At 65.6% G+C, this 25167-nt stretch carries 39 protein-coding genes, 1 tRNA gene and 1 riboswitch; of the genes, 32 read left to right on the top strand and 8 right to left on the bottom strand.

All coding sequences use genetic code 11. The annotated features are described in order from the left end of the window. Positions 1-182: 182 nt before the first annotated feature. From OSH05_RS21975 to OSH05_RS21965, 3 genes are all read right to left on the bottom strand, one after another. Positions 183-581 carry a hypothetical protein gene (locus OSH05_RS21975; protein WP_104220615.1) on the bottom strand — a complete coding sequence of 133 codons (399 nt, stop codon included), beginning with the start codon at positions 579-581 and terminating at the stop codon, positions 183-185. Positions 582-851: 270 nt separating this feature from the next. Beyond that, on the bottom strand, positions 852-992 hold the full coding sequence (locus tag OSH05_RS21970; RefSeq protein ID WP_165801680.1) for a hypothetical protein: 141 nt from the start codon (positions 990-992) through the stop codon (positions 852-854). 189 nt (positions 993-1181) lie between these two features. After that, positions 1182-1370, bottom strand: coding sequence for a helix-turn-helix domain-containing protein (locus OSH05_RS21965; RefSeq protein ID WP_165801679.1), 189 nt, complete (start codon positions 1368-1370; stop codon positions 1182-1184). 278 nt (positions 1371-1648) lie between these two features. Here OSH05_RS21965 and OSH05_RS21960 point away from each other — a divergent pair, with 278 nt between their 5' ends. The 32 genes from OSH05_RS21960 to OSH05_RS21805 all read left to right on the top strand — a co-directional run bounded on the left by OSH05_RS21960 (position 1649) and on the right by OSH05_RS21805 (position 20617). Next, complete coding sequence (locus OSH05_RS21960) at positions 1649-2272, top strand: S24 family peptidase (protein WP_266352951.1); 624 nt, start codon at positions 1649-1651, stop codon at positions 2270-2272. A gap of 277 nt (positions 2273-2549) precedes the next feature. Then, positions 2550-2963, top strand: coding sequence for a type II toxin-antitoxin system HicB family antitoxin (locus OSH05_RS21955; protein ID WP_104220612.1), 414 nt, complete (start codon positions 2550-2552; stop codon positions 2961-2963). Positions 2964-3137: 174 nt separating this feature from the next. Beyond that, positions 3138-3431: a hypothetical protein gene (locus tag OSH05_RS21950; RefSeq protein ID WP_104220611.1), complete on the top strand. Its 294-nt coding sequence runs from the start codon at positions 3138-3140 to the stop codon at positions 3429-3431. Positions 3432-3443: 12 nt separating this feature from the next. Further along, positions 3444-3680 (top strand): hypothetical protein, encoded by a 237-nt coding sequence (locus tag OSH05_RS21945; RefSeq protein WP_104220610.1) that lies wholly within the window; start codon positions 3444-3446, stop codon positions 3678-3680. A 5-nt stretch (positions 3681-3685) separates the two neighbouring features. Then, a complete protein-coding gene (locus OSH05_RS21940) occupies positions 3686-4081 on the top strand; it encodes a hypothetical protein (RefSeq protein WP_104220609.1) in 396 nt (131 codons plus the stop codon). Further along, a complete protein-coding gene (locus OSH05_RS21935) occupies positions 4078-4476 on the top strand; it encodes a ProQ/FINO family protein (RefSeq protein ID WP_104220608.1) in 399 nt (132 codons plus the stop codon). Before OSH05_RS21940 ends, OSH05_RS21935 begins: the two co-directional genes overlap by 4 nt. Continuing rightward, positions 4476-4727: a DUF5419 family protein gene (locus OSH05_RS21930; protein WP_104220607.1), complete on the top strand. Its 252-nt coding sequence runs from the start codon at positions 4476-4478 to the stop codon at positions 4725-4727. The genes OSH05_RS21935 and OSH05_RS21930 overlap by 1 nt, the downstream gene beginning before the upstream one ends. Before the next feature lie 2 nt (positions 4728-4729). After that, positions 4730-4954, top strand: coding sequence for a hypothetical protein (locus tag OSH05_RS21925; protein WP_104220606.1), 225 nt, complete (start codon positions 4730-4732; stop codon positions 4952-4954). Continuing rightward, positions 4954-5943 carry a YqaJ viral recombinase family nuclease gene (locus tag OSH05_RS21920; RefSeq protein ID WP_104220605.1) on the top strand — a complete coding sequence of 330 codons (990 nt, stop codon included), beginning with the start codon at positions 4954-4956 and terminating at the stop codon, positions 5941-5943. The genes OSH05_RS21925 and OSH05_RS21920 overlap by 1 nt, the downstream gene beginning before the upstream one ends. Then, positions 5943-6680 (top strand): hypothetical protein, encoded by a 738-nt coding sequence (locus OSH05_RS21915; RefSeq protein ID WP_104220604.1) that lies wholly within the window; start codon positions 5943-5945, stop codon positions 6678-6680. Before OSH05_RS21920 ends, OSH05_RS21915 begins: the two co-directional genes overlap by 1 nt. Positions 6681-6721: 41 nt before the next feature. Next, positions 6722-7948 (top strand): hypothetical protein, encoded by a 1227-nt coding sequence (locus OSH05_RS21910; protein WP_104220603.1) that lies wholly within the window; start codon positions 6722-6724, stop codon positions 7946-7948. 2 nt (positions 7949-7950) lie between these two features. Next, on the top strand, positions 7951-8220 hold the full coding sequence (locus OSH05_RS21905; protein WP_104220602.1) for a hypothetical protein: 270 nt from the start codon (positions 7951-7953) through the stop codon (positions 8218-8220). A gap of 2 nt (positions 8221-8222) precedes the next feature. Then, the gene (locus OSH05_RS21900) at positions 8223-8618 is read left to right on the top strand and encodes a hypothetical protein (protein WP_104220601.1); all 396 of its coding nucleotides are present in this window, start codon (positions 8223-8225) and stop codon (positions 8616-8618) included. 17 nt (positions 8619-8635) lie between these two features. Next, positions 8636-9304 carry a 3'-5' exonuclease gene (locus OSH05_RS21895; protein WP_104220600.1) on the top strand — a complete coding sequence of 223 codons (669 nt, stop codon included), beginning with the start codon at positions 8636-8638 and terminating at the stop codon, positions 9302-9304. A gap of 3 nt (positions 9305-9307) precedes the next feature. Further along, positions 9308-9496, top strand: a complete 189-nt coding sequence (locus tag OSH05_RS21890; RefSeq protein WP_104220599.1) for a hypothetical protein — start codon at positions 9308-9310, stop codon at positions 9494-9496. Next, entirely contained in the window at positions 9493-9675 is a 183-nt protein-coding gene (locus tag OSH05_RS21885; RefSeq protein WP_104220598.1) for a hypothetical protein, read from the top strand. Before OSH05_RS21890 ends, OSH05_RS21885 begins: the two co-directional genes overlap by 4 nt. Next, positions 9675-9893, top strand: coding sequence for a hypothetical protein (locus OSH05_RS21880; protein WP_104220597.1), 219 nt, complete (start codon positions 9675-9677; stop codon positions 9891-9893). The genes OSH05_RS21885 and OSH05_RS21880 overlap by 1 nt, the downstream gene beginning before the upstream one ends. Next, entirely contained in the window at positions 9890-10360 is a 471-nt protein-coding gene (locus OSH05_RS21875; protein WP_207778801.1) for a zinc-finger-containing protein, read from the top strand. The genes OSH05_RS21880 and OSH05_RS21875 overlap by 4 nt, the downstream gene beginning before the upstream one ends. Next, positions 10357-12003, top strand: coding sequence for an ATP-binding protein (locus OSH05_RS21870; RefSeq protein WP_104220595.1), 1647 nt, complete (start codon positions 10357-10359; stop codon positions 12001-12003). Before OSH05_RS21875 ends, OSH05_RS21870 begins: the two co-directional genes overlap by 4 nt. Then, positions 11996-14182 (top strand): DNA cytosine methyltransferase, encoded by a 2187-nt coding sequence (locus tag OSH05_RS21865; protein WP_104220594.1) that lies wholly within the window; start codon positions 11996-11998, stop codon positions 14180-14182. Before OSH05_RS21870 ends, OSH05_RS21865 begins: the two co-directional genes overlap by 8 nt. Positions 14183-14230: 48 nt before the next feature. Next, the gene (locus OSH05_RS21860; RefSeq protein ID WP_104220593.1) at positions 14231-14509 is read left to right on the top strand and encodes a DUF3850 domain-containing protein; all 279 of its coding nucleotides are present in this window, start codon (positions 14231-14233) and stop codon (positions 14507-14509) included. After that, positions 14506-14910, top strand: a complete 405-nt coding sequence (locus tag OSH05_RS21855; RefSeq protein ID WP_104220592.1) for a hypothetical protein — start codon at positions 14506-14508, stop codon at positions 14908-14910. Before OSH05_RS21860 ends, OSH05_RS21855 begins: the two co-directional genes overlap by 4 nt. A gap of 4 nt (positions 14911-14914) precedes the next feature. Then, the gene (locus OSH05_RS21850; RefSeq protein ID WP_104220591.1) at positions 14915-15190 is read left to right on the top strand and encodes a hypothetical protein; all 276 of its coding nucleotides are present in this window, start codon (positions 14915-14917) and stop codon (positions 15188-15190) included. Next, positions 15187-15558 (top strand): hypothetical protein, encoded by a 372-nt coding sequence (locus OSH05_RS21845; RefSeq protein WP_104220590.1) that lies wholly within the window; start codon positions 15187-15189, stop codon positions 15556-15558. The genes OSH05_RS21850 and OSH05_RS21845 overlap by 4 nt, the downstream gene beginning before the upstream one ends. Next, a complete protein-coding gene (locus OSH05_RS21840; protein WP_207778800.1) occupies positions 15551-17125 on the top strand; it encodes a hypothetical protein in 1575 nt (524 codons plus the stop codon). The genes OSH05_RS21845 and OSH05_RS21840 overlap by 8 nt, the downstream gene beginning before the upstream one ends. 3 nt (positions 17126-17128) lie before the next feature. Further along, on the top strand, positions 17129-17365 hold the full coding sequence (locus OSH05_RS21835) for a hypothetical protein (protein ID WP_104220589.1): 237 nt from the start codon (positions 17129-17131) through the stop codon (positions 17363-17365). Beyond that, on the top strand, positions 17365-17658 hold the full coding sequence (locus tag OSH05_RS21830; RefSeq protein ID WP_104220588.1) for a hypothetical protein: 294 nt from the start codon (positions 17365-17367) through the stop codon (positions 17656-17658). Before OSH05_RS21835 ends, OSH05_RS21830 begins: the two co-directional genes overlap by 1 nt. After that, on the top strand, positions 17658-18764 hold the full coding sequence (locus OSH05_RS21825; protein ID WP_104220587.1) for a hypothetical protein: 1107 nt from the start codon (positions 17658-17660) through the stop codon (positions 18762-18764). The genes OSH05_RS21830 and OSH05_RS21825 overlap by 1 nt, the downstream gene beginning before the upstream one ends. A 203-nt stretch (positions 18765-18967) precedes the next feature. Further along, a complete protein-coding gene (locus tag OSH05_RS21820; RefSeq protein ID WP_104220586.1) occupies positions 18968-19180 on the top strand; it encodes a hypothetical protein in 213 nt (70 codons plus the stop codon). Further along, positions 19177-19506 carry a helix-turn-helix domain-containing protein gene (locus OSH05_RS21815; protein ID WP_104220585.1) on the top strand — a complete coding sequence of 110 codons (330 nt, stop codon included), beginning with the start codon at positions 19177-19179 and terminating at the stop codon, positions 19504-19506. Before OSH05_RS21820 ends, OSH05_RS21815 begins: the two co-directional genes overlap by 4 nt. After that, positions 19503-20453 (top strand): tyrosine-type recombinase/integrase, encoded by a 951-nt coding sequence (locus OSH05_RS21810; protein ID WP_165801678.1) that lies wholly within the window; start codon positions 19503-19505, stop codon positions 20451-20453. The genes OSH05_RS21815 and OSH05_RS21810 overlap by 4 nt, the downstream gene beginning before the upstream one ends. Positions 20454-20542: 89 nt before the next feature. Continuing rightward, positions 20543-20617: transfer RNA gene (locus OSH05_RS21805), tRNA-Thr, on the top strand. A gap of 171 nt (positions 20618-20788) precedes the next feature. On the opposite strand, the gene OSH05_RS21800 is transcribed toward OSH05_RS21805, so the two are convergent. The 5 genes from OSH05_RS21800 to OSH05_RS21780 all read right to left on the bottom strand — a co-directional run bounded on the left by OSH05_RS21800 (position 20789) and on the right by OSH05_RS21780 (position 25148). Next, positions 20789-21466 carry an energy-coupling factor ABC transporter permease gene (locus tag OSH05_RS21800; RefSeq protein ID WP_104220583.1) on the bottom strand — a complete coding sequence of 226 codons (678 nt, stop codon included), beginning with the start codon at positions 21464-21466 and terminating at the stop codon, positions 20789-20791. 35 nt (positions 21467-21501) lie between these two features. Then, positions 21502-21727: riboswitch (cobalamin riboswitch) on the bottom strand. Between the two features lie 66 nt (positions 21728-21793). After that, a complete protein-coding gene (locus OSH05_RS21795) occupies positions 21794-22273 on the bottom strand; it encodes a copper uptake system-associated protein (RefSeq protein ID WP_104220582.1) in 480 nt (159 codons plus the stop codon). Between the two features lie 39 nt (positions 22274-22312). After that, entirely contained in the window at positions 22313-23920 is a 1608-nt protein-coding gene (locus tag OSH05_RS21790) for a copper resistance CopC/CopD family protein (protein WP_104220581.1), read from the bottom strand. Positions 23921-23980: 60 nt separating this feature from the next. Next, positions 23981-24502, bottom strand: coding sequence for a YcnI family copper-binding membrane protein (locus OSH05_RS21785; RefSeq protein WP_104220580.1), 522 nt, complete (start codon positions 24500-24502; stop codon positions 23981-23983). Positions 24503-24752: 250 nt separating this feature from the next. Continuing rightward, a complete protein-coding gene (locus tag OSH05_RS21780) occupies positions 24753-25148 on the bottom strand; it encodes a hypothetical protein (protein WP_133163146.1) in 396 nt (131 codons plus the stop codon). Between the last annotated feature and the right edge of the window lie 19 nt (positions 25149-25167).

The raw sequence follows: 25167 nt of genomic DNA, 5'->3' as shown, positions 1-25167 counted from the left end.
GTCGGCTTGCCGAACCGCCTTGACGATCTCGTTCGCGGCGGCCGGCGCCGGAGCCGTGCGTGTGTCGGCCGCTGGCGAGGCCCTTACGACCGTGGTCTGTTCAGCGATCGGCGTGGATGGGGCGATGCTCATTGCTGCCAAAAGAGAGCCGGCGGCAGCGGCGGCGAAACTAGCGCGCCTCATCATCGTCCTCCTCGATCCAAGGCGCGATCAGAACGGCCGCTGATTTCCCGAAGCGCATCAGCTTCAGCGCCGCCCAGTTCCGCAGATCGAAGAGCCAAGGCTTCCTCGAGCCGCACGATGCGTCGTTCCAATTCGGTGAATTCACGCTTGGCCTCCCTGGCCATTGCATCGCTGGCAGCAGCTCGGCGAAGCGCATCCATTTCCCAAAAGCGAGGTATGGCCTCGCCCCGCCAGATGTCCTCGACACGGCTCGGCTTCATCGGGTCCCGACCCGCATCCTTGAGGTACGGCGCGACAGCCTTCGTGACCGAATTGATCAGCCGCTTCGCAGCCCCCGCCTCAGCGGAGACAGGGTCGATTCGTCCGATAAGCTCCTGAGGCGTCGCCGCCCATTCCATTTCAGGCTCCGTAGTTGCGGTTGAATTGTCCGTGGGCGCGGTTCGATGCACCGTCACTCTGGTCCCCTTCGCTGGCACTGTGGCTTTGCGAGAGACACAGCGGCGAAGAGCCGGGAGACGAAAGGACCGTGGGGGATGGAAGATCGACAGCGCGGACCACCATCGACTTCGATGAAACGGAACGGCGCGCCACGGGCAGGAAACCACAGCGCGCCGCCGGCATCGCGCGCGGGGAGGAGGTCGCACGCGAAGCGATAGAGGACGCGGGAATCATGATGGCCCCCGCTGGAGATCGTTGATGGTCGGCGCTTCGATGCGCGCGGCCCGCTTGGCATGGGCAGCAGCAAGCGCGACGATGCAGATGATGACGATCAGCACGAGCCCGCGCGTGATCGCCCACCCGTCGCTCATAGGACACCGCACGAGACAAGCGTGACGATGGCCCAGAACGCGATGAGCAGGCCGATGACGATGATCCATGCGCGGGAGCGGAACTTGGCGGCGGTCATGCCAGCACCGCCATGGCGAGAGCTGCGAGGTAGACGACGGCGCCGGCGCGGATCGCGAAGGCAAGGTAGCCGGAGACGGAGAGCCACGCGGTCATGAGGTGCGGGCCTCTTGCTCCGCCGACACGGAAACCTGACGCAGCAAGCGTTCGATCGGGCCCGGAACTGGCTGGTCGTTCTCGATCCTGAAAACGGTCGGCTGCGACACCCCAAGAAATTCGGCGAGCCGCTTCTGAGACCAACCAAGCCGCTCCCGGATTTGCCTGACTTCGTCGTTCGTCACGGGTCGCTCCAATACAATGTGGATTTATCCATACGATCCGGATTGAATTTGGTCAATCCCCCTTGTATTGCAACCGATGCGATCCTTTCCGGATGTCAGAGAAAAGCGATCGACTCCGCGCCGCCCGCATTGGCGCGAATATTCAGACTGCGGCTGAGGCCGCGGAGCGGCTTGGCATATCCGCGCCGACCTATGTCCATCATGAGAATGGAACGCGGGACTTCGATAATGATTCCGGCGCCAAGTATGCCCGGCGTTTCGGCGTCAGGGCGGCATGGTTGATCCTGGGCGAAGAGCCACGCAAAGCGCCGATAGCGGAACTGGATGATCGCGCATCAACCGATGGTCGTCGGATCGTTCCGCCCGGCCGAGAATTCGATCCGGACCCCGAGTTTGATCCCGATGGCGGCGCGGCGTTTTCACCTGCAGAGCCGTACCGGCCGGCGATCCCCGGAGCCTCGCCCGAGCTGGACGGCAAGCCCGGCGCCGGCCTTGGTATGGCCGGACAGGAATTCGGCATCGAATCGAAAGGCATCGTTACCGGGCATCGCGTCGTCGCGGAATGGGTATTCCCGCCGGACTATTTGCGCCACGAGCTTGGCGCGCGGCCCGGCAGTATTGTCATCATGGAAGTCGTCGGCGACTCCATGAAAGGGACGCTGGACCCGGGCGACCGCGTGCTTGTCGACACTGGGCAGAACGCGTTCGGCGAGGATGCGGTTTATGTGTTCGATGACGGCGATGGTACGCCGCGCGTGAAACGGTTGAACAAGGTCCATTTTTCCGACCCACGCGCAGTTGCGATCATTTCGGACAACCCGGCGGCCCGGCGGGAAGAGCGGGCGGAACTGGACAATCTGCGGATTATCGGCCGCGTCGTCGGCCGGGTGACGAGGATGTGAGGGGGACCGGCTTGGCAGGAAAAGTCACTCTGCTCGAGCAGATGCGCCGGAACCCGCGAGGCGACTGGACGATTGACGACGTGGCAAAGCTGTGCGCTTTGCACGATATAGAGCTTGAACCACCGTCAGGCGGAGGCTCGCACTTCAAGGCGATTAGCCTCTATCTGGCCGGACACCAGACAATTGTAGCGCGCAAACCCATTAAGCCAGTCTACATTTCGGCACTGGTATCGATGATTGATGCGCACGAAGTCGCACGGAAGAAAGGGAGATAAACATGGATTATCCCATTGTTATTGCTCCTCTCTCGGAGGACGACGGGGGAGGCTATGTGGCCCTGGCCCCTGACCTTCTCGGATGCATGAGCGACGGCGAGACTCCGGGAGAGGCTGCCGTCGCCATTCAGCGGGCTATCGAGGAGTGGATTGATCTCGCCAAACGGCGAGGCATGGATGTGCCCGCGCCTGGTTCTGCCAGCAAGCGTCAGGCAGCCGAAAAGGCAACACTGCTGAAAGAACTGCGCGCAGTAGCCACCAGCATTGATGCCGTCGAGGCTAGGGTCGATGCGGTCGAGCGCATGGTGCGCGAAATCGAAGAGAAGATCGAGCACGTCGGTGCGTGGGAGCGGTTCGCGGTTCTGGCCGGAGTTCCGGCTGCTCGCGAGACTGTTCGAGACAAGCATCCTTCTTGATCGCCGATTGACCCAGATTAGAAAAGCCCGCCCCTCCGGCGGGCTTTTTCATTCGCCTAGAAAATCCCTATCGGATTTATCTATCAGCAAATAATCCGAAGTGTATTGACGCAATCCAATCCGTATCGTATTGTCCCTCCATCAGCCGCCACCCGGCGCCGATGGAGATCAGAAATGGCCAGCCGCTACGACGTCGCCGAGATCCTGCGCAAGGCCCATGCCGAGGCCCGCATGATCGCCCGTCCCGGCGTTCCCTACAGCACGGTCTTCGCCCTCCGCCTCCGGCAGCAGTGGAAGAACGCGAAAGAGGCGCTGTTCTGGTCCGATGAGATCGCCGCCCAGCAAGCGGCTCCCGGCTATGACGCCGCCGTCGCGGCGCGCCGCTCCGCCATCCTCGCAATCGAGACCAAGGATCGCCTGACGAGCGCCGACCATGCCCGCCTCGCAATCCTTCGCGTCGCGGCTTGAGGGGAGGCGCTGATGAAGAACCCCCTCGTTCTCCGCGAAGCCGAGCACGCCGGCGCCCTGTGCCGCGCGCAATTCGCGACCGACGATCTGTTCGTTGGGCAGCCGTTCAAGATGGTGCTCGACGGCAACGGCTTCACGGCCATCCGCCGTCTTGACCTGGCCGAGGCTCGCCGACTTCGCGATTGGCTGACGGCCGAGATCGACGCTGCGGCTTCCGTGGCCGTTCCGCTCCGTCGCAGCGCGGCGTGACGGCGATGTCCGCGCTCCCCCGTTCCCTTCTCTCCCTGCCGCAGGCCGATCTTGAACGGGCGCTGATCGCCCGGGCCAGTCGCGCCATCCGCATCGAGGTCAAGGCTGGCGCCCGATTGATGGTCGATCAGCCCTGGCGGATCGAGCGAGCCCTGCGCCCCGATCTCTATGGCCCGGTGCCGGCCTCCATCGCCGGCCGCCTGCAGCGCGCCGAAGCCCGTATCGACCTTGAGCGCCAATTGGCCCGGAGCCCGCAAGCCTATCTCGCCAGCCCCGGCCGGATGGTCGCCCTTCGCGAGGCCCGGCTGGCACTGCGCTATCTCCGCCGGTTCGTCCACGTCGAGGTCGTGCCGATCCATGAGGCGGAAATGCCGGCCTCGGATTGGAGGATGGCGATATGAAGCTCCCCGCACTCTGGAAGCCGGCCAAGCATCTGCGCCGCTACGCCGAGAGGACGCGCGCCGTCCTGGTCGAGCGGTTCCCGGATGCGATTGTCCCGCGCCGCCAGCCGAAGAAGCCGCTGAAGATCGGCATCCTCGACGATATCGCTGCGGCGGTTCCTGAAATCCCAAGGCCGCATCTCGCCTTCTTCCTGAAGGACTACACGCGGGGCCCGACCTATTTCCTCGCCGTCGTCACCGCCGCGCATCGCGTCGATCTCTGCGGCGAGCCGGCCGGCGAGATCACGCCGGAGCACCGCACCTTTGCCGCGGCGATGCTGGCGCGATGGGAGGCCCATGGCTTTCGCCGCGATACCGCATTCGCGCCGTGCCCGGCAGCGAGCGAGGCGGCGTGATGGACATCCTCGCCCAAGATCTCGTCGACTTCGAAGCCGGACCGCTCGCCTTCGAGGAATGGCTGAAGCTCATCGACGCCGAGGTACAGAAGCTCACCGCCTTCGGCCGCGACGACTTCCGCGATTGGGAATATGCCGACGCCTATGAGGCCGGCGTCGAGCCCCGCGACGCCGCGATCGCCATGCTCTCCGAGGATCATATCGGCCGCGAATTCCTCGCGCTCTCCGGCATCGAACCGGAGGACGCCTGATCATGTCTGGCGATACCATCCTCAGCGTCGTGATCATCGGCGGCCTATGCGCGCTCGTTATCATAATCGCGCTTCGCGTCCACTACGGCTTCAAGGCCAATCCTTCCGAGGATGAGCCCATGAGCGAGCTCGTCACCGACGAAGACGAGGCCGACCCGGTCTATCCATTCCGACGCATTGGGCCGATTGCGGCCGATGTCGTCGCGAAGCTCGACGGGGGGCGGTGATGAGGTTCCGCGTTCCCGCCTCCGTCGACATCATCAAGCCGAAGAGCCGCGACGCCTGGCTTGCCGCGCGCCGGCCGAATATCGGCGCATCGGTCGTCGGGGCTCTCTTGGGTGTCCACAGCTACACGACGCTTTATGAGCAATGGGCGCTGAAGTCCGGCGCGATCGAGGCCGACCCGGAAGAGACGCCCGCCATGCGCCGCGGCCGCCACCTGGAGCCCGTCGCGATCGAACTGCTGCGCGAGGATTTCCCGCGCTGGAAGGTCATCGCCAACCCGATGCCGGGCGGCATGTATTTCGTGGATCGGGGCGCGCGGCTTTCGGCAACGCCGGACGCCTTCGTGATCGATCCCGATCGGGCCGGATACGGCGTCGTCCAGATCAAGAGCGTCGACGGCCGCATCTTCCGCGAGGGTTGGCGCGACCCCGATACCCAAGACGTCGTCCCGCCGCTGTGGATTGGTGTCCAGGCCATTTTCGACGCGCACCTATCCGGCGCGTCATGGGCCGCGATCGGTGCGCTTGTCGTCGGCGCCGGCCTCGAACTGCATATCGTCGATGTCCCGATTCATCCAGGCATCGTGGATCGCGTCCGAGAGGCCGCGGCCCGGTTCTGGCCCATGGTCGACGCCGGCACGGCACCGGACCCGGACTTCGCCCGCGACGGCGAGACCATCGCCGCGATGTTCGGCCAGGACAACGGCGAGACGATCGATCTCTCCGGCGACAACGAACTTCCGGAGCTCGTCGACGAGTACGAAAGCCTTGCCGCCGAGAAGGCTGCGGTCGATCGCAGCCTCAAGATCATTAAGGCCGCGTTCCTGTCGAAGCTCGGCAACGCCGCCGCCGGCAGGCTCGCGGACGGCCGTGTCATCACCGCGAAGACCGTGAACCGCGCAGCCTATTCGGTCGCGCCATCCTCCTACCGATCCATCCGCATCAAGGCCGGGCCGATCCATTCGGTCGCCGCCTACCAGGGAGAATTCTGATGTCCGCAGTGCTTGCCGCGAACCCGCTCGAACATATCGGCGCCAACCATCCCCCGCTTGCCGATCGGCTGGCGCTCGACCATGCCGACCTGATCGCCGAGGTAGAGAAGATCGCCGAGCGTGCCAATGCGGCGCCGCGCAAGATCATCGACGAGGCGACCGGCGAAGCCGTCGTCGCCATCCGCAAGGAGGCGTCCGCTTTCTTCAAGAAGGCCGATGGCATCCGCGTCCAGGAGAAGGAGCCGCACCTGCAGGCGTCGCGCGATGTCGACGACTTCTTCCGCCCGCTCAAGGACCGCGCCGAGAAGATGATGAAGTTCTTCATCGGCGTCGAGGATGACCGCGCCCGCGAATTGGCCGCTGAGGAACGCCGCCGTCGCGAGGAAGAAGCGCGCAAGGCCCGCGAGGAAGAGCAGCGCCAGCGCGAGATCGCCGAGCGCCAGGCCGCCGCCGCGCGTCCGACCGCCGCCGCCAAGGCCGAAGACAAGGCCGAGGCCGCAGCGGAGCGCGCCGAGCGGCTGGAGATCGCGCCGGTCGTTCTCGACGGCGCCAAGGCCGAATGGGCATTCCGCGTCGTCGATCCCGATGCGCTGCTGGCGACGCTTGGCCCGCTCGGCGCCTTCATCGGCAGCGACGTGATCGAGAAGGCGCTGCGCCAGTTCACGCGCATCAACAAGGGCTCGCGGGCGATCCCCGGAATCGAGTTCTTCGAGGATTTCAAGGCCAAGCGCCGCTGAGCGGCGGCACGGCTCCATCCCTTCAATCGGAGATTCAGACCATGGCCGGACAGGCAGTCGAAACCATCAATGAAGACGGCGAAGTCGTCGCCGGCCTGCCGTCCGGCTATGCTGCCGGGAACCAGAGCCTGGCCGTGAGCCTCGCCCGGGCCGAGGTCGATCAGCAAATCACGACGGCACACGCCTACCCCCGCAGCGTGACGCGGGCGGTACAGAACATCATGAGCCTCGCGACGATTGACGAGGAAAGCGCGGAAGAGTGCGTCTACGCGCTTCCTCGCGGCGGGAAGCCGATCAAGGGTCCGAGCGTTCGCCTCGCCGAGATCATCGCCAGCCAGTGGGGAAACTGTCGCGTCGGCGCCCGCGTCGTGCATGTCGATCGGATCGAGAAATACGTCGAGGCCGAAGGCGTCTTCCATGATCTGGAGACCAATGCGGCAACGACGGCGCGCGTCCGGCGCCGGATCTCGGACAAGCGCGGCAACCTGCTGAACGACGACATGATCGTCGTCACCGGCAATGCCGCGTGCTCGATCGCCAAGCGGAACGCCATCCTCGGCGCCGTTCCGAAGGCAGTCTGGCGCAAGGCGTATGCCGCCGTCGAACAGGTGATCGCGGGCGACATCAAGACGCTGGCGGAGCGCCGCGACCTCGTGATGAAGGCATTCGCAGCGTTCGGGGTGACCCCGGAGCAGGTTTGCGCAGCGCTCGGCATCGGTGGCCTCGATGACCTCACCCTTGAGCATATGGGCACGCTGACCGGCATGCGTTCCGCGCTCAAGAGCGGCGAGGCAACGGTCGAGGAGATGTTCCCGAAGCCGGCGGCGCCAGGCGAGAAGCCAAAAAACCTCGCCGAAGGTCTGGACAAGCTCGCCAAGGCTGGCAAGGCGGATGCGAAGACGCCGGCCCACGATGCCGATGGCGTCGTCAGCGAAGACAAGAATCAGCCCGAAGACAAGAACCCCGACGTCTCCAAGGCCCCGGAGACGTCGGCGAAGGCCGAGGCCGGCGCGACCGCCCCGCAGCGCCGCGCCTCGGCCGCTTCCGCCAAGACGACCGCGCACCTGACGGCATCCGTCGCCATGGATCGCGGCCGGGCCGATGCGCAGTCCGGAAAGGAGCGCAGCGAGGTTCCCGATGACGTGAAGGCGGCAGGCCCCGAGATCGTCGGAGCCTGGTTCGCCGGCCACGACGCAGTCACCGAGGAATCGGTCGATGAAGTGGCCGAAGCCGAAGGCGCAGGCTTCGACTTTCCGGGGGATCGCTGATTATGGCCGACCGCTGCCCAACCTGCGGCGCTCGCGTCGCATCCATCTTCGAACATGTCGATATCGACTGCCGGCCGATCCACGACGCGCCGCAAGACGGCAGCATCATCATTGGGCTGTTCCCTGACGATGTGAGGAACTCGATCAGGTGGAAACCGGAGCGCAGTCATCCAGGCGGCGGACCCCGCCTCGGGGAAGGCTGGGTCGATGACGAGAACGGCTTTCCGATCGATCAGCCCGAGGCATGGGCGCCACAAGAGGAGGGTTTGTAGTCATGCCGCTCACCGTCGAAATCCGCCTGCGCGAAGGCGACATTGTCGCCGTGCTCGCCACCGTCACCTATGCGCCCAAGCGGCGTGCGGACACCTATGTCCACCTGAAGGTCGAAGGCTCCTATTCGCCGCTGCTACTCGAGCCGCGGCAGATCGAGGCGGTGGTGCGCCGCGCCTTCGCTGTAGGCGAGCGGGTCCGTTGCGACGCCGGAGCCGGGACCATCCTGGCGATCGCGACCGACAGCGCGTGGATCAAGCTCGACGGCGCGCCGAAGCCGGTAACGGCCGATCTCAATCGGATCGAATTGCTGGAGCCGGAGCCCGTCGCTGACGACGGCGACGACCCGATGCCGCCGGTCCAGCCGCCTGTCGCCGAAATCGCCATGACCGAGACCTGACCAGAGAGGATTCCCCTATGGGCCGCATATTTCTGTCCTTCGATGTCGAGACCTCTGGTCTGCCCTTGTTCAAGGAGCCGTCCGAGCACCCCGACCAACCGCATATCGTGCAGATCGGCGCCCGCCTGATCGACATCGAGACGCGGGTACCGGTGCATACACTCGACACGATCATCAAGCCGGATGGCTGGACGATCCCGGATGAGGTCGCGGCAATCCACGGCATCACGACGGAACGCGCCCTGGCCGAAGGTATTCCGGAGCACGAGGCATTGGCGGCCTTTGACGACATGTGGCGGCAGGCCGAATTCCGGCTCGCCTACAATGCCAGCTTCGACGACCGGATCCTGCGCATCGCGTACATGCGCCATGTCGGCCACGATCGCGCCGATGAATGGAAGGACGGAGCCGTGAAGTGCTCGGCTCGCATGGCGACGCCGATCGTCAACATGGCGCCGACCGACAGGATGATGGCGGCGGGCCGCTACACCGCGAAGATGCCGAAGCTCGCCGAGGCCTATCGGTTCTTCTTCGGCAACGACCTGGAGAACGCGCACTCGGCGCTCGCCGATGTCGATGCTTCGACGGCGATCTATTTCGCCTGCCTCGATCGTGCCCAGCCGGCAACGACCCCGATGGCGCGCCCGGTACCGGCGCCTGCCGTCGCCGACGAAATCCGGTTCTGAGCCATGTGGGTTCGCATCGCGATCTGCATCTTCCTTCCGTTCATCGTCGCGTATGCCGTCGTGGCGCGCCTCGTTCGCGAAGCCCGGTCGGCAGTTCGTTACGCCTATTGGGACGCCGCCGAGGAAATCGCCGCGGCACGGAAGGCGTGGCGGGCGAAATCCATCGATCGCGACTTCTGGGAAATCAAATGAGCGACGCCCCTGCCTCTGAGATCGAGATCACGGCCGCTCCGACAAAGGACGGGACCGTAACGGTGACCATCGGCGATGCCGAGCTGGTTCTGACCCGCGCCGATGCGCTGCGATTCGCCGACTTGGTCGCTTGGGCAGCCGGCAACAGCTTTCATCGTCCGAGAAGGGAAGTCCGCTGATGCGCCAAGCTCCCGTCTATCCCCTCCCCGCCGCCATGTGGCCGGCCATGAAGCCGATCGGCTACGCCCGCACGGCCGACGGCGCCATGCGGATCCTGCGCCACCACCGCGACGCCGATCCGGCGGCCATTCCGGTTGCGGCCCGCCTTGTCGAAATCGGCGGCCTGGCGCGGGGGTTCTTCCCCCTGACGATCGATGCCGGGAGGCTGGTGCCGTGAGCCAGCGGAGAAGTCGGCGAGAGCATCTGGTGGGCGACGGGATCGTGCCTTGCACCTATTGCGGCAAGGCGGCGGAACTGGTCACCGGCGCGACAATGTATCCGCATCGTCCCGACCTCGCTGCGAAGCAATTCTATCGCTGCGTTCCATGCAGCGCCTGGGTCGGCTGCCACGACGGTACGACACGACCGTTGGGGATTCTGGCCACCGCTGAACTTCGTCAGGCCAAGAGTGCGGCCCACGCCGCCTTCGACCGCCTGTGGAAGGCGAAGATCGAGCGCGATGGTTGCTCGAAAAAGGCGGCTCGCGGCGCCGGCTATGCCTGGCTTGCTGATCAGCTCGGCATCGAAGCCGCCGACTGCCACATCGGAATGATGGATGCCGCAACGTGCCGGCGGGTCGTCGAACTGTGCGCCTCGGTCGGACGGTCGAGCCATGTCACCCCAAGTCTAGAGATGGCCCGATGACGCTCACAACCCCGATCATTGAGCCCATCGCGATCGTCGGCACCACCGGGTCCGGCAAGACTTATGCCGCAAAGGGCATCGTCGAGGATCTGCTCGCGCGTGGCCGTCGGGTCTGCATCATCGACCCGCTGGGGGTCTGGTACGGACTCCGCACGACGGCAGATGGCGAGGCTCCCGCCTTTCCGGTCACGATCTTCGGCGGCGACCGCGCCGACTTTCCCATCACAACAGAGGATGGCGCCGCGCTCGGCGCCGTCATCGCGGACGGTCTTGTCCAAGCCTCGATCGTCGACACCAGCGACCTGACCGGCGGCGAGACGATCAAGCTGATGACGCCGTTCTTCGAGACCCTGTTCGCGAAGAACAGGGAGGCACTCCTTCTCGTCATCGACGAGGCCGATGCCTTTGCTCCGCAAAACCCGGTCCCGGGTGCGGAACGTCTCAAGGGCGCCGTCGACAAGATCGCTCGCCGGGGCCGGGTGAAGGGCTTCCGGTTGATGACGATCACGCAGCGGCCGGCCGTGCTCGACAAGAGCGTGCTGAGCCAGATCGCCACTCTGATCGCCATGGGGCTTCGCAGCCCTCAGGACCGCAAGGCGATCGAAGGCTGGGTGAAGGGCAATGCCGACGAGAACATGGCCAAGGACGTTCTCGCCAGCCTGCCCAAGCTGGCGCGGGGCGAGGGTTGGATCTGGTCCCCTGGCGCCGACATCCTGAAGCGCAAGACCTTTCCTCTCATCAGGACGCTCGACACGTCGAAGACGCCGGAGCCCGGCAAGAAGCTGGTCGAGGCCCGGGCTGTTGCGAGGGTTGATGTTGCGGCGATCCGGGCCGCGCTGGGCGCTGTGGGCGCCAAGGCGATCGAGCCGACCAAGGCCACAGCAGCCGATCTAGCGGCAGCGGAACAACGCGGTTATCAGCGCGGCTTGGCGGAAGGCGAGAAGCGCGGCGTCGTGCAAGGCCAGGCGCTCGCGCTCACTCGGATGAGGTCGGCGCTGGACGCGCTGCGCATTCAAGAAATACCAGCGGGCTCGCTCGTCGCCGACGACGGTCGGAAAGATGCAGGCCCCGAGGGGAACCACCGGCCGACATCAGGCGCCGGCCCCAAGCCATCCGCGGTGGCGAGCGCGGATGGAGCTCTCAACAGCGCTGCCCGCAAGATGCTGGCCGTGCTGGACACCAATCCGCCGGTGCGTCGGTCCTGGCAGCAGGTCGCGACGCTCGCCGGTCTGAAGGCGCGCGGCGGCCACTTCAATGCCGGCCGGAAGGCCATCATCGACGGCGGCTACATCATCGAACGCGATGGCCTGATCGAGCATGCGAACCCGTCGCCGGGTGCGGCGGAATCGGTCAGCGATCCTGCCGCAATTGTCGACATGTGGGCGGCGTCGCTATCGGGCGCCGCGCCGAAGATCCTCCGCTTCCTCTTCGGCGAGAGCCGCGACGGCCTCGGCGGACGCCAGGGCACCAAGGAATGGATCGCCGAGCAGCTCGGCATGCAGCCTCGAGGCGGTCATTGGAACGCCGCGTGGAAGGAGCTTCGCGACAACGGGATCGTGACCATCAACGGCAACATCGCGCGGCTCACTGACCTATTCGCGCCGGCCGAACTGAACCGCAATCGGGAGGCGAGCAATGCGTGAGCTGGTAATCGACAGTTTTGCCGGCGGCGGCGGGGCTTCCGAGGGCATCTGCATGGCGCTCGGGCGCGATCCGGACATCGCGGTCAATCATGACCCCTTCGCGCTTGCCATGCACCGCGTCAACCATCCCGGCACGCGCCATATGGTCCAGGACGTCGCGACCGTCGATTCGGTCGGCATGTGCGCCGGGCGGCCGATTGGCATGCTGTGGATGTCGCCGGACTGCACCGATCATTCCAAGGCCAAGGGCGCCGCGCCGCGCCGCGAAGCCGGCCGGACGACGCGAGGCATCGGCTGGGCGATCGTCGGCTGGGTCAAGGCCCTGCCGAAGCGGCAGCGGCCGCGCGTCGTCTTCCTCGAGAATGTCGAGGAATATGTCGACTGGGGTCCGCTCGGCGAGGACGGGCGGCGTGAGGCCGGACGCAAGGGCGAGACCTTCAAGGCCTTTGTCGCCGCCTGGCGGGCGCTCGGCTACACGAACATCGAATGGCGGCAGCGGCGCGCATGGTGGAGCGGGTCGGGGACGATCCGCAAGCGGCTCTACATGATCATGCGCCGCGACGGCCAGCCGATCGTCTGGCCGGAGCGCGAATTCGGCAATCCGAACGATGCCGCCGATGCGGCGGCGATCTCGGCAGGGGCTCTGAGGCCCTGGGTGACGGTGGCCGACTGCCTCGATTTCGGTCTGCCCTGTCCGTCGATCTTCGCCAGCGTCGCGGAGATCCGCGAGCGGCACGGCGTCCGCGCCAAGCGGCCTTTGGCGCCGAAGACGATGAGCCGCGTCGCCAAGGGCGTGAAGCGCTATGTGCTGGACGCGCCGAAGCCGTTCCTCGTCAAGGTCAACCACACGGCCCGGGGCGAGGCGCGGGACCGTTCGGCCGAGGCGCCGGCCGGGGCTATGACGGGCAAGCGCGACGATGCGCTGGTGACGCCCTTCGTCACCAAGTTTCGCCAGAACTCTATCGGCCATCCTGTGGTCGAGCCGGCCCATACGATCACGCCGCATGCCAGCGAGACGCATGGCGGCGGCGCGGCGCCAATGGGTTTGGTCGCGCCTGTCTTGGCCTATGCGCAGCAGGGCGGCGGCATCCGGTCGGCCGAGGATCCGGCGCACACCTTCACAGCCTCGGCGAAGGACCAGAATGTGCTGCTCGCACCCTATCTCGTCCCGCGCTATGGCGAGCGCGAGGGGCAGGAACCGCGCACGGCACCAGCCGATCGTCCGGGTCCGACGCCGGTGCCGACCGGCAATGAGGGATCGCTCGCGGCTGTCCACATGATGACGATGCGCGATTCTGGCGCGCCGTCCTCGCCGGCAGACCATCCGGGGCGAACGCTGGTCGCCGATGGCGCCGCCGAGACGCTGGTGGCGGTGCATGTGCAGCGCCAGTTCGGCAATTCGGTCGGCGGGTCGGCGGAAGCGCCGAACGGCACGGATACGGCGGGCGGCGGCGGGAAATCGGCCATGCTGGCCGCTTCCTTCGTCGCCCAGCACAATACCGGGCTTGTCGGCCATGAACTGCCAAAGCCGATCAGCACGATCGTCGGCAAGGGCTCGACACAGCAGCTCGTCGCCGCCTCGATGCTGTCACTGCGCGGCAGCGACCGGCGGGATGCTCCGGCCGACGAGCCGGCGCGCACGAACTCGGCGCAGGGTCAGCACGACGCCCTCGTCTCGCTGCCGCTGATGACCGTCTATTACGGCAATGAGCAGGACGGCGAGCCGGTCGACACGCCGGGACGGACGGAGACGACGCGCGACCGCTTCGGCCTCGTCGAGGCCTTGGCCGCCGTGCCGCCGTTCTCGGCCGATCACGAGCCGCGCGCCCGCGCCGTCGCCGATTTCCTGCGGGCCGAGGGTTGCTGGGACGGCGGCGAGTTCGTCACGATCGAGGTCGAGGGTGTCATGCTCGTCCTTGTCGATATCGGCATGCGGATGCTGACCCCGCGCGAGCGCTTCAACGCCAACGGCTTCCCGCCCGGCTACGTCATCGACCATGGCATCGACGAGCACGGAAACCGGATCGCCTTCACGCTGGAGCAGCAGGGCTACATGTGCGGCAACGCCGTCTGCCCGACCGAGGCCCGCGCCCTCGTCGCGGCGAACTATATCCCGGCAGAGATCGAGGACGGCGAGGAAGAAGCCGCGCTGCCGCTGTTTCTGGAGGCGGCGGAATGACCCGCGCTCCCCTCGCCTTCTCCTTCCTCAAAGCCAGTGGTGAATGACATGGCTGAGCATATTCTGAAGACCGTTGCTGGAGCATGGGACGCGGTCGAACGCGGCGACAAGCGCTTCGAAGTTCGGCGCAACGATCGGTTCTTTCAGCCGGGCGACACAGTGATCCTTCGCCGCATCATGACGGGCGATCCCGGCCCGATTAGAGACTACGACGGCGAATTCCGGGATCTGACGTTCCGCATCGGCTGGTTCCTGCAGGGCGGCCAGTTCGGCGTAGAGCCGGGCTATTGCGTGTTTCAGCTAGAGCCAGTGCGGGCAGCCGCATGACCATGCGGCTCCCCCTCGCCATCATCCTCTGCCTTGCCGCCTCCCCGGCCCTCGCCCTCCCCGCCGTGCCGCACCTGCCCGTACCGCGCGACATCTGCGGCATCGAGATCCCGCCGGCCCGCTACAGCCGAGGCCGCGAGATCAAGCTCGGCATCGACGGCCCGCACTATGTCGTCGCGACCAGGGTTGCCCGCGAATGCCGGAGCTCCGGCACGGACAAGGCCGTGGGCTGTACGACATCGATCCTGCTCGGCCGCACCGTGATCGCCTATCGCGTCCTGATCGCCGCCAACCCGCCTCCAGGCCGCTATCCAGGCTGCACGCCCACTATGTGGCGCCGCAGCATCCTCGCCCATGAGCGGGCGCATATGGCCGGCTGGCCGGCTGATCACCCGAGGTGACGCAATGAGCGATCTTCCGACATCGATCTGGCCTATTTCCCCGGTCCCACACCCTGACACGTGGCGTTACGACCAGCTCGGTTCTCAAATCGTGGGCGCGTCGGCAAAAGGCGGCGACACGCTCGTCATCGATATTCGTGGCTGGGGCTACCTGACCGGCAAGGGCCACGGAGCACTTGGCCTCAGTTTCGAGCCCGCCCGAGCCGCTCAGGACGCTCTCGCGGAGTTCATCATTGCAGCGTGTCGAGCCGCCGCCAGCAAGGAAGGCCAGAAGCCATGACCGACTCCAGCCGCATCGCCGACCTGGAGACGGAGGTAAAAATGCTCTCCGGGATGCTGAATGCTGCAACGGAAAAGGCCGCGAAAAGCATCAACTCCAGATGGGCCGCCGAAGCCCGCGTCACCGCCCTCGAAGCGCGGGTGAAGGAGCTGGAGGTGGACACATCTCTGCTCAATTGGCTGGAAGCGAACCCGACTGTCGAGATCGGCCTTAACCGGTTCGACGAAAAGTCGGCATGGGAAGCGCACCTCGTCTCCGGTGGTGTGAACGATCGCGAATGGGAGCTTCTGTGCACCGCCAACACAATTCGCGGGGCGATCAAGGGCGCCCGCGCCCTCCTCCAGCCCAAGGACAAGAGCCATGACTGATTTCACGAAGGAAGAGATCGAGGAGATTGCCCAAAATGACGAGTGGGCTGCCGCCGAGGTCCGAAAATTATACAGTGGCGATGATGCCGCTACCGTCGCCAAGTTCGAAGCCGGCGCCCGCCGTTTGGATATCCGAGTCACCGCCCTCCGCGCATTCGCGAATAGCATGGATGCGGAGCCGGGAGCCCCTGAATCGCTGACGCGGCCGATCATCGGGATCGAGAACCGCGCAGCGGGGGAGGTCTTCGCCATCATGGCGGATCGCATCCGTTCGCACTTCAAGGCCCGCACCCCTCCCGCCAGCGCGCCCGCAGAGCCGGTCGCGGCCAAGGCACTTTCTTGCTTCGACGAGTTTCGCGCTGCCTATGCCGATCCGAGGCTCGATTGCGCGGCTAACAGAGCGATCGTATCGGCGCTGGACAATCTCCGGCCGAGGCGAGAGCGCGACATACGCTCCGCCCTCGCCGAGCAGTCCAAGCCTACCTCCCCGCTCCACATCAGTGCCCTGAGATCCGCCCTTGAGCCTTTTGCGGACATCGGCCGCCTGATCTGCGCCGAGACCGAGGGGTACGAAGACGACGATCTCATCTCGCTCGCCCTCGGCGGATACGACCTTCCGCACCTTGCGATCGGCACCTTCCGCAAGGCCGACGCGGCCATCAATGGCATTCCGAGGCGCCCGGGCGCCTCCCCGAATATCCATCGGTGTTTCATCTGCGCGGAGCCCTTCCGCCGCGGCGAGATGGTGCTGCCGGACATCGATGAAGGGCTCGGCCATCGCGCCTGCTACGGCGAGGACCGCGACGGCTACGTCAAAGACATCGACACCGGCGAGCCGCTCGGCCCCGACGATCCGATCCCCGCGGGCGAGCCCTATGATCCGGCGGACTATCCGGAGAGCCTTGCGCTGGAGCCCGCGCCTGCCGAGGCTCGTGCTGCGGTGCAAGACTCGTCGATCAATGCTGCCAGGGTGCTCATACTGCGCGAACGTCTCCGGCAGATTGAAGTCGAAGGCTGGACGGCGGATCACGATGACGAGCACGAGGACGGCCATCTGCTGCGCGTCGCCGGCATCTATTTGTGGCACGGGACCGACAAGGAAGCGCCGATCCAAAAGGACGGTACGCCTCTCAGTTGGCCATGGGATGCGCGTTGGTGGAAGCCGAAGTCCAGGCAGCGCAATCTCGAACGTGCCGGCGCGCTGTGCCTTGCGGAACGGTCCAGGCGCATCCGTCTGGGCTCCTATGTCGGACACGTCGATCAGAAGTTGGCAATCGTAGAGCGTGAACTTGCGGCTCTTCTCGCCGCCGCGCCCCAGCCCGCCAGCCGCCGCGTCCGCCACAAGAAGCGCGGCTCGACCTATCGCGTGATCGGCGAGGCGGAGGCGCAATTGGCGAAGCCATCTGATGGCGTCTTCACGCCGGATGCCTGGAGGCCGCTACGGGAGGGTAGCCGCCTCACCGTCTACCAGGCCGAGCACGACGGCAAGCTGTGGGCGCGCTTCAGCGACGAGTTCGAAGACGGCAGGTTCGAAGACTTGCACCCCAGCCAGAACGGGGAGACGTGAGCCATGGGCACCAAGAACAATCCAAGCGCCTTCGATTGCTACCACAACGCCGAGCCGGACGAACCCATGTTCATCTTGCTCGCTAGAGATCCGTTGGCGCCTGGTCTCGTGCGCGAATGGGCCGATCAGCGCGAAGCGGTAGCCGTCACCGCCAGGCAGTTCGCCAAGGTCTCCGAAGCGCGCCAATGCGCGGATGCGATGGAGGCATGGGCAGCCAGCCAGAACAGGGAGGAGCGGTGATGGCCGACTATCCCGGCATAGCCCGCGCGTGCCTGCTGATCGCGCTCGACAATGGCGGCATCAACCGCGACCGATCCGAAGTGCAGCAAAACCGTGAAATGACGCAATGGCTGGCAAAGCAGCCAGGCGACGTTCTGCCGGCGATCGACGCTTGGTTGGTCGCGCTCTCCGATGACGATCTCGATACCTTCTGCTGCGGCGGAGAGGACGAGCCAGAAACCGAAGCGATTCGCGCTACGGCGCCGCCGTTCACTGACGATCTGCTCACCCGCTATTTCGAAGAGGTCTGCTGATGTTCCCGTGCCCATGCTGTGGCGCCAGCGACAGCCGCGCCATCGGACCCGATTCCCGCATCGCCGAGCTTGAGGCCCGCGTGGAGAAGGCAGAGGCGGAGTATGCCGAAATCTGCAAAGAACTAGGCTGCGTCCAGAAGCCGGGCGTCGCCATCAAGTTCATCCGAAATCTTCGCATCGAACTGCAGCACACCTATGCTCGCAACGTCGAGATCATGCGGTTATGGGACAATGCGTCTCCGACCGAACTGCAGGAACTTGACCGCCTTCGCCGCGGCTGGGGGCCGAGCACGCCAACCGAGCGGCAGGCCCGGCACCATGATCTGATCGAATGCATGCAGGCGTTTTTGATCGCGCTGAGCGATCTCTCCCTTCCTGAGGAAGTCGAGGTTTCGGAAGAGGCACAGAAGGCGTTCGACGCGGCCTACGACCGGGTTCAAGGTGGCTACGTGGCTGTGATCGCGCTCATCCAAAAGATGCACGAGCCGATCGCCAAGCCGGATATTGATTGGGAAGCCCGAGCTATCGCTGCCGAAGCCGAACTCTCCCGCCTCCGCGCCGCGCTGATCGAAGCCGGACGGGAGGCTGGCGCCGGGCTTTCCGATTCCGTCTCGACCGATTTCCTCATGGGCGTGCCGAACGAGATCAAACTGGTGCTCTCCCGCCTCCGCGCGACCGATACGATTTGGCGCGACAACGTCCAAGCTCACGCGGCGGCGATGCGCATGGTCCGCGATGCGATCGGCGAGATGTTTGGGCCGTTGGCGTCTCTTGAGAGCGAAGAAGCGGTCCTCTTGCGCGGACCCGAGCCGCATCACGACGCCGAAGCGATCATTGCGGCGCTCTCCCGGCTCCGCGCCGCTGGGACGCAGCCGGACGACCTTGAACAGTGGGCCACGGCGCCAGAAGATGATGCGACACGACGCCTTGTCGCTCGCGCTATTGCGAAGAACGCCTTCGGCAGGGACTGGGACGATTTTGAAACCGTCAACGCCTCGGATGTCGATAAGGCGGATTTGATTTCCTATGCCGCAGCGGCGATCGGCGCCCTCCGCTCTCTCTTTCGTCCGGCTCTTACCCCCACCTCGCGCGAGACGGAGGGGTAGCAGATGTGCAACGCCTGCGGGAACGTCTGCTGCGGTATGGATTTTTTCGGCGGATGTGGATGTGACGGATGTGACGAACCTGAGTGCTGGAGCGACGACGTAGACGACGCCTTCGATGAAGAGGACGGCGATTATGACGCCGCGCCGGCTCTTCATCGCCATTTCCGATGCGATGCACCTGCTCCCTCCAAGGCCCCCTCACCATGACCGCCGTCGAGCCTGGTCCAGCCCCGCTATTCGATCGCCTACGGGCGCTTGCCAAGATCCATGACGATTTCGCCGCGCGGAATACATGGAAGGGCAACGCGAAATATTCGCCGCCGTCGTCTGCCGAGGAATCCCGGCGGCATCACGAGCAGGCCGCGGCCGACCTGCGGAGCGCGGCCGATCTCCTTGAACCGTGGATGACGCCATGACCGCCGTCGAGAGGATGCCGGAGCGGATCCGAGCCGATGCCGTCGCGGCGATCCTTGGCATTGAAGTGCGCACCGTGCAAGCTCTGGCGGCGCGGGGAGAGCTTCCGGGGGCGATGAAGATCGGCAGGCTCTGGACGTTCGACGAATCCGCGCTGCGGCTATGGATAAGGGAGCGGACCACATGCCTGAACGACCGAAGGCACCAAAGCACACATACTGGCGCAAAGACACGCTATGGGCGCGATTTGCCGTTGCAGGCCGAGAAATCCGCGAGAGCCTACGAACAGACTCTCCAAAGATTGCGGCAAGGCGGGTCGCCGAAATGAGGCAGAAGGCCATCGGCAGCGCCAAGTTCGCGGAGAACAGCCGGTCGTGGATGGACGCCGTCACTGAGTGGGGTGGCTATATCGAACAGCAAGTCGGATCCGCGCGAACGGTGAAGCGCTATGCCGATTCCCTCGCCATCGCCGGCCGGCACTTCAGCACCATGGCGATAGCCGCCATCGGCAAGACAGAGATCAACGCCTTCGTCGCCGACAGGCGGAAGGGCGGCGTGACCAACGCAACGATCCGCCGCGACCTGCAGGCGATATCATCGCTGTTCAGCTTCGCCGAGGATGAGGGCTGGCGCGAAGGCAACCCGGCGCAGGACAAGATGCGCAAGCTCAAGGAGCACCGCGACCCGATTGTGCTGCCTCACGAGGATGACTATGCCTTCATCCTCTCTCGTCTGGCACCGGCCCATGCCGAGATGCTGCGCGCCGCGCGCGCCACAGGCATGCGGCAGAACGAACTCGCAACCGCCAAGCGGAAGGACTTCGATCCGGCCAGGTCCAGCCTCTTGCTCATGGGAAAGGGTCGCAAGCAGCGGACCATCAGCCTGTCGGACGAGGCATCGGCGATCTTCGCCCGGCAGCCTGTCGCGCTGAAATGCGATGCGGTCTTTCACCACGGCGGGAAGCCGATCACACAGGCCGCCTTCATCTTCTCCCGCGCGCGCCGGGCGGCACAAACGGCGGCACGAAAATCCGGGCAGCCGTTTCGCGGCTTCCGCTTCCACGACATGCGCCATCTCTATGCCGTCGAGTACCTTCGCAGCGGCGGCGGGATCTATGATCTCAAGGAGCACCTGCGCCATTCGTCAATCAAGACGACGGAGATGTACCTGGAGTTCCTGACCCCGGAGGAAGCCGAGGCTGCTAAGCGCAAAGGCCTTGACGCTGCGGACGCCATCGGCGAAGACGGCGCCAGCGCCAAGACTGGGCGGCGATAGGCCGTCACGAAATACGACACGCGACAATCGGTTTACCGCGTGCCGGATATGAGTTAAGATACTGAAATAGCGTTGAAATCTCTGATAATGCCGGATTAGCTCAGCGGTAGAGCAGCGGTTTTGTAAACCGAAGGTCGGGGGTTCAATCCCCTCATCCGGCACCATAGAGACGCCTCAGACATGGACGCCGCGCGGTGGCGCCGGGCTCGGTGGCTGTCAAGTGGGACGCCAAGCGCCACGATTCGCCAACCACCGTCACACCAGCGGCTCCAGCCCCTTCGGCTCCGCGACAGGCTGGCGGCACCTTGGAGCCGCCAGCCATTTCGTGACTATTGTCAGGCCGTTTCGTAGAGGCGGCGCTCGAAGAGGCCGTTGCCCTTCAGTCCGTGCAGCGCTTTGGCGGCAGCCAGCACGACGAGATCGACGAGCGGCTCGATGAGAATCACCAGCATATAGGCGCCGCCGAAGGAGGCGATCGCACCGGCGTTCTCAGCGGTGAAGCCATGGCCGTAGAACGCCCAGAAGGCCACCCAAACAACAATGCCGGCCTGATAGGCCGTCGAGAGCGCCAGCGCCTGCCGGTATTTGAGCGCGACATAGGGCGTGTTGGGCGCGATGACGACCCGCGCCAGCGCCGAGAGCCCAAAGAGCGGAACCAGCAGCGTGGTGACGTTCATGCCATATTGCGGCAGGTCGAACGGCGCAAAGAACAGCCCCTGGATCAGAAGGCCGAGCGCCAGACCGATGGCGGCCGGCGCGGCACCGAAGATCAGGAACAGCGTCGAGCCAAGGATCAGATGCACCTCGGAGACGCCGACCGGATAATGCGGCAGCAGTTCGAAAAACGAGAAGACGAGCGCCGTCGTCAAGACGCTTCGGCCGAGGAGCGAAAGCGCGCCCCGCTCCTTCACCGCGTCATAGGCCAGCTTCAGCGTGTAGCTGCCGGCGCCAGCGGCCGTGACATAAGACAGCCAGATCTTGCTGTCGTCGACCAGTCCGGGTTCGATATGCATGAAAGTTCCTTCTGCCGTCCCACCGACGGCCCTGGATTCAACAAACGCCCATGGTCGGTCTCCTGACTCGCGGGTCACCGCGACCTGCCGCCTTCCCGGACCGCACCTTGAAAAGGCTTGGTTCAGTGGCATTCGGCAGGCCGCTCGCCGCTCACAGTCGCGGGGGCGGTCGAGGCTTCGGGCGTTAGGGCCCTTCCTCGTTCCCTTTCCGGTCGGATGCGTTCTCTACTCCCGACCGAAACCATGGGCACCACAGCAGCGGCCGGATGCGGGGGGAAGTCAAGGTGCTTCGCGCTCCCGCAACCATCGTCCACCGTAGAGGTGGGCTCAGCCCTTGTGCTGCCCGTTGCCGTGATCCTCGGCCGGGGGATGATGGCCGCTTCCGTCCATCATGACGACGCCGTCGAATGTCGAAAACTTCGCAACCAGGGCCGGATCTAGCTTGGCTTCCGCCGCGACGATCGCGGCGGAAAGAGCATCGGCAGCCTCGGCGCTGAGGCCGAAGGTTTTCAGGCCCACCGCCTCTTTCAGCGCATCGCCGCTGCATAAGGTCAGCGCCCAGGTGCCATCCTTCTTGCGCAGCAATGCGCGGCCGCCCATGTCGCCCTGCGCCCACCCGGCCACCGCCACGTCGCCCTCGACCGTGACCGGCTCGACGGTGAGACGGGCATCCGGCTTGTCGAAGGTTGCCATCAGCAGGTTGCGGACAGCCGCCTGATCCTGCGTGTCGTCGGCGAAGGCGGGATTGGCGATGCTAATCAGGCTGATCGCGCCGAGAACAGCGAACCATAGTTTCAGAATTCTCATGTCGATTCCTCTCAGGTTTTGACGGCCCATCGGGCCGAGTCAGGGGCGGATGTCGATCGTGTCCTCGAGCTTCACCAGGTCGAAGTCGGAGACGAGAATGTCGATTCGGGCCGTCCAGCGGCCGGAGACCGGGAGGGTCAGTTCATCGACATGCCATGTGCCGTCGCCGGGCTTCGTCGCGGGGCGACGTATGGCCTCGATCCCGACGGACGGGTTGGAAAGCACCAGCGTCACCGCCTTCGCGTCCAGCGGGCCAAAGTCACCGGTCATGACCACGATCGATGCGCGCACCGGTCCGGCACGGCCTGGCGTGATCGTGAGATCGGCCATCGCCTTTTCCGTGTGGATATGGATCGAGGCCGGCGCCGCCGCCGCCATCGCCAGTGCGCGCGGGGGCGGCGTGAATCGCCATGCGCCAGCGACAGCGAAAATCGCTACGACGAGCGCGATCTCGGCCAGGATCGAGCGGCGCAGGCGCAGGACGGCCCGTGCGTCCCCCTGCTCCGCCGGTGTCGTCAGCCAGACGCGATTGACAGCGGCGAGCGCAAAGAGTGGCACGAGCAGCGCCAGCTTCACCAGGAAGACCACACCATAGGCGGTCCTCCACAACGCGTCGATGCTCCCCAGCTGGATCACGCCGAGCAGCAGGCCTGCCGCGACGAGGGACAGGACGGCAAGCGGCACGACCTTGGAAAACCGGCGCAGAACCATGGGCGCGTCGGCCGACCGCGAAACGAATGCCACGGCCAGCGGGATAAGCGCACAGGCCCAGAACGCAATGCCCACGGCGTGCAGGAACACGGCTGGCCGTGTCAGCCATTGCGGATGCGCGGCGCTGGCGTGCCCGCTCGCCGCCAGCGCAGCGCCCACGAGCAGCAGGCCGATCAGCGAGATCACCCGGCCTCCAAGCCCATTCAGCCGAAAGGCCAGCAGCCCGCAAAGCAACGCTGCGAAGGCCAGGGAGGCCAGGCTGCCGAGGCTGGTGCCAAACCCCGTCTTCCAGACGATCGGATCCGACAGGACCGACAGTGATGCACCGAGCGCATCGAGGCCCTGGAGACCTATCGAGACCGGAACCGCTACCAGGCCCAGCGAAAGGGATGCGGTACCGAAATAGGTCGCGGTGCGCGACCTCCCGCCGATCCAATGGAGGAAGAAGGCTCCGCCAACCCCCAGGAACAGGCCCACATACGTCCCGAGCCGGGCCAGCCAGATGGCGATGCGCACCGGCCAGTCGACTAGCTCTGCCTCGGAAGGCGGCGCATTGGCGCTCGGCGCGCCGATCGAAAATACGGACGAGCCTCCAACGGGGTGGCCATCTTCCGAGACCACCCGCCAGCTCAGGACATAGGTCCCGTTCGCGAGCCCGCCCGGCGCCACGATATCGAGCGTCGCGTCGCGGAGTGCGTATCGATCCAGCGCGGTCGCGGCACCGCCGGGGCCGATCAGCTTCAGCGACAGCGGCGACGTCGGTTCGCTGAAGGAAAGGGAAAAGGAGGCCGGTGCAGCGGCGATGACGGAGCCATCCACGGGCTCGACGCCGATGAGCGAGGCATGGGCGAAGGCCGCTTGCATCTGCAGGAGGCTGGCGATGCCCAAGAGCGCCGCGAACAGCATGGCTCTCGTCGCGCGTGCAATGGCCGTCATGGAGTGGCTCCTGTCCGGGAAGGGAGCAGGCGCGTCCGGCGAGGACGCGCCTGCCGGATCTTATTTCTTCGGGACCAGCTTCACGCCTGGGGCCGGCGTCTCATAATCGTCGGCGACCTTGCCAGCGGCCGGAATCTCGATCCAGCGCTCGGCCGCGCCGTCGGTGCATTCCTGAACGACGGGGAAATAGAGCGTCGTATCGACCTTCAGATCGCCGGTGAGGTAAGCGCGGAGGACGAACTCGTCATATTCGTCGTCAGCCAGGCTGCCGCCGCTCCAGACGATTTCCTTGACGCCCTCGGTCGTCGGCGTGCCGTAATAGTCATAGGACTTCTCGTACTTGCCCTTGACCTTCTCGATCGTCCACCCGGTCTTCGGCTGCGGCTTGACCGCGATCACGCCTTCCGGGATCTGGACGCGGACCTTTATGGTCGGCTTGCCTTCGCAGCCGTGGCCGACGCGGAACACCGCCTTGTAGGTCGACGGAACCTGCGCCTCCTGGGTCTCCAGCGTGATGTGCGCGGAGGCGGCGGTGGTGCCGAGCGCCAGCAGTGCGACGGCGGAAAGTATCGACTTCTTCATGATGAGCTTCCTGGATGATAGGGAGCCAGCGGCGCCGGAAAGCGCCGCCAGTCGGGACTGCGGTGGTGAAAGCCAGGGCGGACGCCCGCGCAGCCAGTCCCAAGGCGACAACGGCCGTGCTGGGGTGGCGGCGGAGTCCGGCCATCGGCGCGCTCGACGACGCCGCTCTCAGGAGCGGGCTACGAGCGGGCGAAATGGCAAGCGCCAGACGCGTTCCGGCACCAACGGCACCGGGGAAAGCGTGGCGATATCAGACGGGTATAGGAGGCGCTCGCGGCTTCGACGGCGAGCCGCCACGATCGGCAACGCGATGCGTGGACTCACGCACCGCAAAGGCGATGGTCGCGGGACGAGCCGGCAGGCGCAGCACGCCGGCGGCCCCTTGCGCCGGCAATGCCGCCGACATGAACATGCTGCAGCCAACGAGGCAGCAGTCCGGCAGGTGATGCTGACCGATAGGAGCCGAATCGCCGGGAAGCCGCTCGGCTCCTTGCGACGCGCAGATGATATGGCCGGCGAGGTCGAATTGGACAGGCGCCGCGCTGGCGCCCGTTGCGAGCGCTCCGAACAGCGCCTGGGCGAGCAGGACATACGCCGCGACGAGCGCGACCCAATATGTTCCCCGATGTCGCCGCAATGCACCCAAGCGCCCGCCCTCGGACCCA

This window comes from Kaistia algarum (assembly GCF_026343945.1).
GTDB classification, from domain to species: Bacteria; Pseudomonadota; Alphaproteobacteria; order Rhizobiales; family Kaistiaceae; genus Kaistia; species Kaistia algarum.
The sequence above is the reverse complement of the archived record's forward strand: the minus strand, read 5'-3'. Positions and strand labels throughout refer to the sequence as shown.

What these genes read in the sequence shown, in the direction of transcription:
- OSH05_RS21940 (WP_104220609.1), top strand. Translation starts at nt 3,686, where the DNA reads ATGTCCGCGCTCCCCCGTTCCCTTCTCTCCCTGCCGCAGGCCGATCTT.
- OSH05_RS21925 (WP_104220606.1), top strand. Translation starts at nt 4,730, where the DNA reads ATGTCTGGCGATACCATCCTCAGCGTCGTGATCATCGGCGGCCTATGC.
- OSH05_RS21810 (WP_165801678.1), top strand. Translation starts at nt 19,503, where the DNA reads ATGAGGCAGAAGGCCATCGGCAGCGCCAAGTTCGCGGAGAACAGCCGG.
- OSH05_RS21840 (WP_207778800.1), top strand. Translation starts at nt 15,551, where the DNA reads ATGACTGATTTCACGAAGGAAGAGATCGAGGAGATTGCCCAAAATGAC.
- OSH05_RS21950 (WP_104220611.1), top strand. Translation starts at nt 3,138, where the DNA reads ATGGCCAGCCGCTACGACGTCGCCGAGATCCTGCGCAAGGCCCATGCC.
- OSH05_RS21880 (WP_104220597.1), top strand. Translation starts at nt 9,675, where the DNA reads ATGCGCCAAGCTCCCGTCTATCCCCTCCCCGCCGCCATGTGGCCGGCC.
- OSH05_RS21890 (WP_104220599.1), top strand. Translation starts at nt 9,308, where the DNA reads ATGTGGGTTCGCATCGCGATCTGCATCTTCCTTCCGTTCATCGTCGCG.
- OSH05_RS21830 (WP_104220588.1), top strand. Translation starts at nt 17,365, where the DNA reads ATGGCCGACTATCCCGGCATAGCCCGCGCGTGCCTGCTGATCGCGCTC.
- OSH05_RS21885 (WP_104220598.1), top strand. Translation starts at nt 9,493, where the DNA reads ATGAGCGACGCCCCTGCCTCTGAGATCGAGATCACGGCCGCTCCGACA.
- OSH05_RS21905 (WP_104220602.1), top strand. Translation starts at nt 7,951, where the DNA reads ATGGCCGACCGCTGCCCAACCTGCGGCGCTCGCGTCGCATCCATCTTC.
- OSH05_RS21795 (WP_104220582.1), bottom strand. Translation starts at nt 22,273, where the DNA reads ATGAGAATTCTGAAACTATGGTTCGCTGTTCTCGGCGCGATCAGCCTG.
- OSH05_RS21935 (WP_104220608.1), top strand. Translation starts at nt 4,078, where the DNA reads ATGAAGCTCCCCGCACTCTGGAAGCCGGCCAAGCATCTGCGCCGCTAC.
- OSH05_RS21825 (WP_104220587.1), top strand. Translation starts at nt 17,658, where the DNA reads ATGTTCCCGTGCCCATGCTGTGGCGCCAGCGACAGCCGCGCCATCGGA.
- OSH05_RS21835 (WP_104220589.1), top strand. Translation starts at nt 17,129, where the DNA reads ATGGGCACCAAGAACAATCCAAGCGCCTTCGATTGCTACCACAACGCC.
- OSH05_RS21790 (WP_104220581.1), bottom strand. Translation starts at nt 23,920, where the DNA reads ATGACGGCCATTGCACGCGCGACGAGAGCCATGCTGTTCGCGGCGCTC.
- OSH05_RS21850 (WP_104220591.1), top strand. Translation starts at nt 14,915, where the DNA reads ATGAGCGATCTTCCGACATCGATCTGGCCTATTTCCCCGGTCCCACAC.
- OSH05_RS21910 (WP_104220603.1), top strand. Translation starts at nt 6,722, where the DNA reads ATGGCCGGACAGGCAGTCGAAACCATCAATGAAGACGGCGAAGTCGTC.
- OSH05_RS21820 (WP_104220586.1), top strand. Translation starts at nt 18,968, where the DNA reads ATGACCGCCGTCGAGCCTGGTCCAGCCCCGCTATTCGATCGCCTACGG.
- OSH05_RS21865 (WP_104220594.1), top strand. Translation starts at nt 11,996, where the DNA reads ATGCGTGAGCTGGTAATCGACAGTTTTGCCGGCGGCGGCGGGGCTTCC.
- OSH05_RS21970 (WP_165801680.1), bottom strand. Translation starts at nt 992, where the DNA reads ATGAGCGACGGGTGGGCGATCACGCGCGGGCTCGTGCTGATCGTCATC.
- OSH05_RS21855 (WP_104220592.1), top strand. Translation starts at nt 14,506, where the DNA reads ATGACCATGCGGCTCCCCCTCGCCATCATCCTCTGCCTTGCCGCCTCC.
- OSH05_RS21945 (WP_104220610.1), top strand. Translation starts at nt 3,444, where the DNA reads ATGAAGAACCCCCTCGTTCTCCGCGAAGCCGAGCACGCCGGCGCCCTG.
- OSH05_RS21800 (WP_104220583.1), bottom strand. Translation starts at nt 21,466, where the DNA reads ATGCATATCGAACCCGGACTGGTCGACGACAGCAAGATCTGGCTGTCT.
- OSH05_RS21870 (WP_104220595.1), top strand. Translation starts at nt 10,357, where the DNA reads ATGACGCTCACAACCCCGATCATTGAGCCCATCGCGATCGTCGGCACC.
- OSH05_RS21975 (WP_104220615.1), bottom strand. Translation starts at nt 581, where the DNA reads ATGGAATGGGCGGCGACGCCTCAGGAGCTTATCGGACGAATCGACCCT.
- OSH05_RS21930 (WP_104220607.1), top strand. Translation starts at nt 4,476, where the DNA reads ATGGACATCCTCGCCCAAGATCTCGTCGACTTCGAAGCCGGACCGCTC.
- OSH05_RS21955 (WP_104220612.1), top strand. Translation starts at nt 2,550, where the DNA reads ATGGATTATCCCATTGTTATTGCTCCTCTCTCGGAGGACGACGGGGGA.
- OSH05_RS21815 (WP_104220585.1), top strand. Translation starts at nt 19,177, where the DNA reads ATGACCGCCGTCGAGAGGATGCCGGAGCGGATCCGAGCCGATGCCGTC.
- OSH05_RS21860 (WP_104220593.1), top strand. Translation starts at nt 14,231, where the DNA reads ATGGCTGAGCATATTCTGAAGACCGTTGCTGGAGCATGGGACGCGGTC.
- OSH05_RS21895 (WP_104220600.1), top strand. Translation starts at nt 8,636, where the DNA reads ATGGGCCGCATATTTCTGTCCTTCGATGTCGAGACCTCTGGTCTGCCC.
- OSH05_RS21900 (WP_104220601.1), top strand. Translation starts at nt 8,223, where the DNA reads ATGCCGCTCACCGTCGAAATCCGCCTGCGCGAAGGCGACATTGTCGCC.
- OSH05_RS21785 (WP_104220580.1), bottom strand. Translation starts at nt 24,502, where the DNA reads ATGAAGAAGTCGATACTTTCCGCCGTCGCACTGCTGGCGCTCGGCACC.
- OSH05_RS21845 (WP_104220590.1), top strand. Translation starts at nt 15,187, where the DNA reads ATGACCGACTCCAGCCGCATCGCCGACCTGGAGACGGAGGTAAAAATG.
- OSH05_RS21915 (WP_104220604.1), top strand. Translation starts at nt 5,943, where the DNA reads ATGTCCGCAGTGCTTGCCGCGAACCCGCTCGAACATATCGGCGCCAAC.
- OSH05_RS21920 (WP_104220605.1), top strand. Translation starts at nt 4,954, where the DNA reads ATGAGGTTCCGCGTTCCCGCCTCCGTCGACATCATCAAGCCGAAGAGC.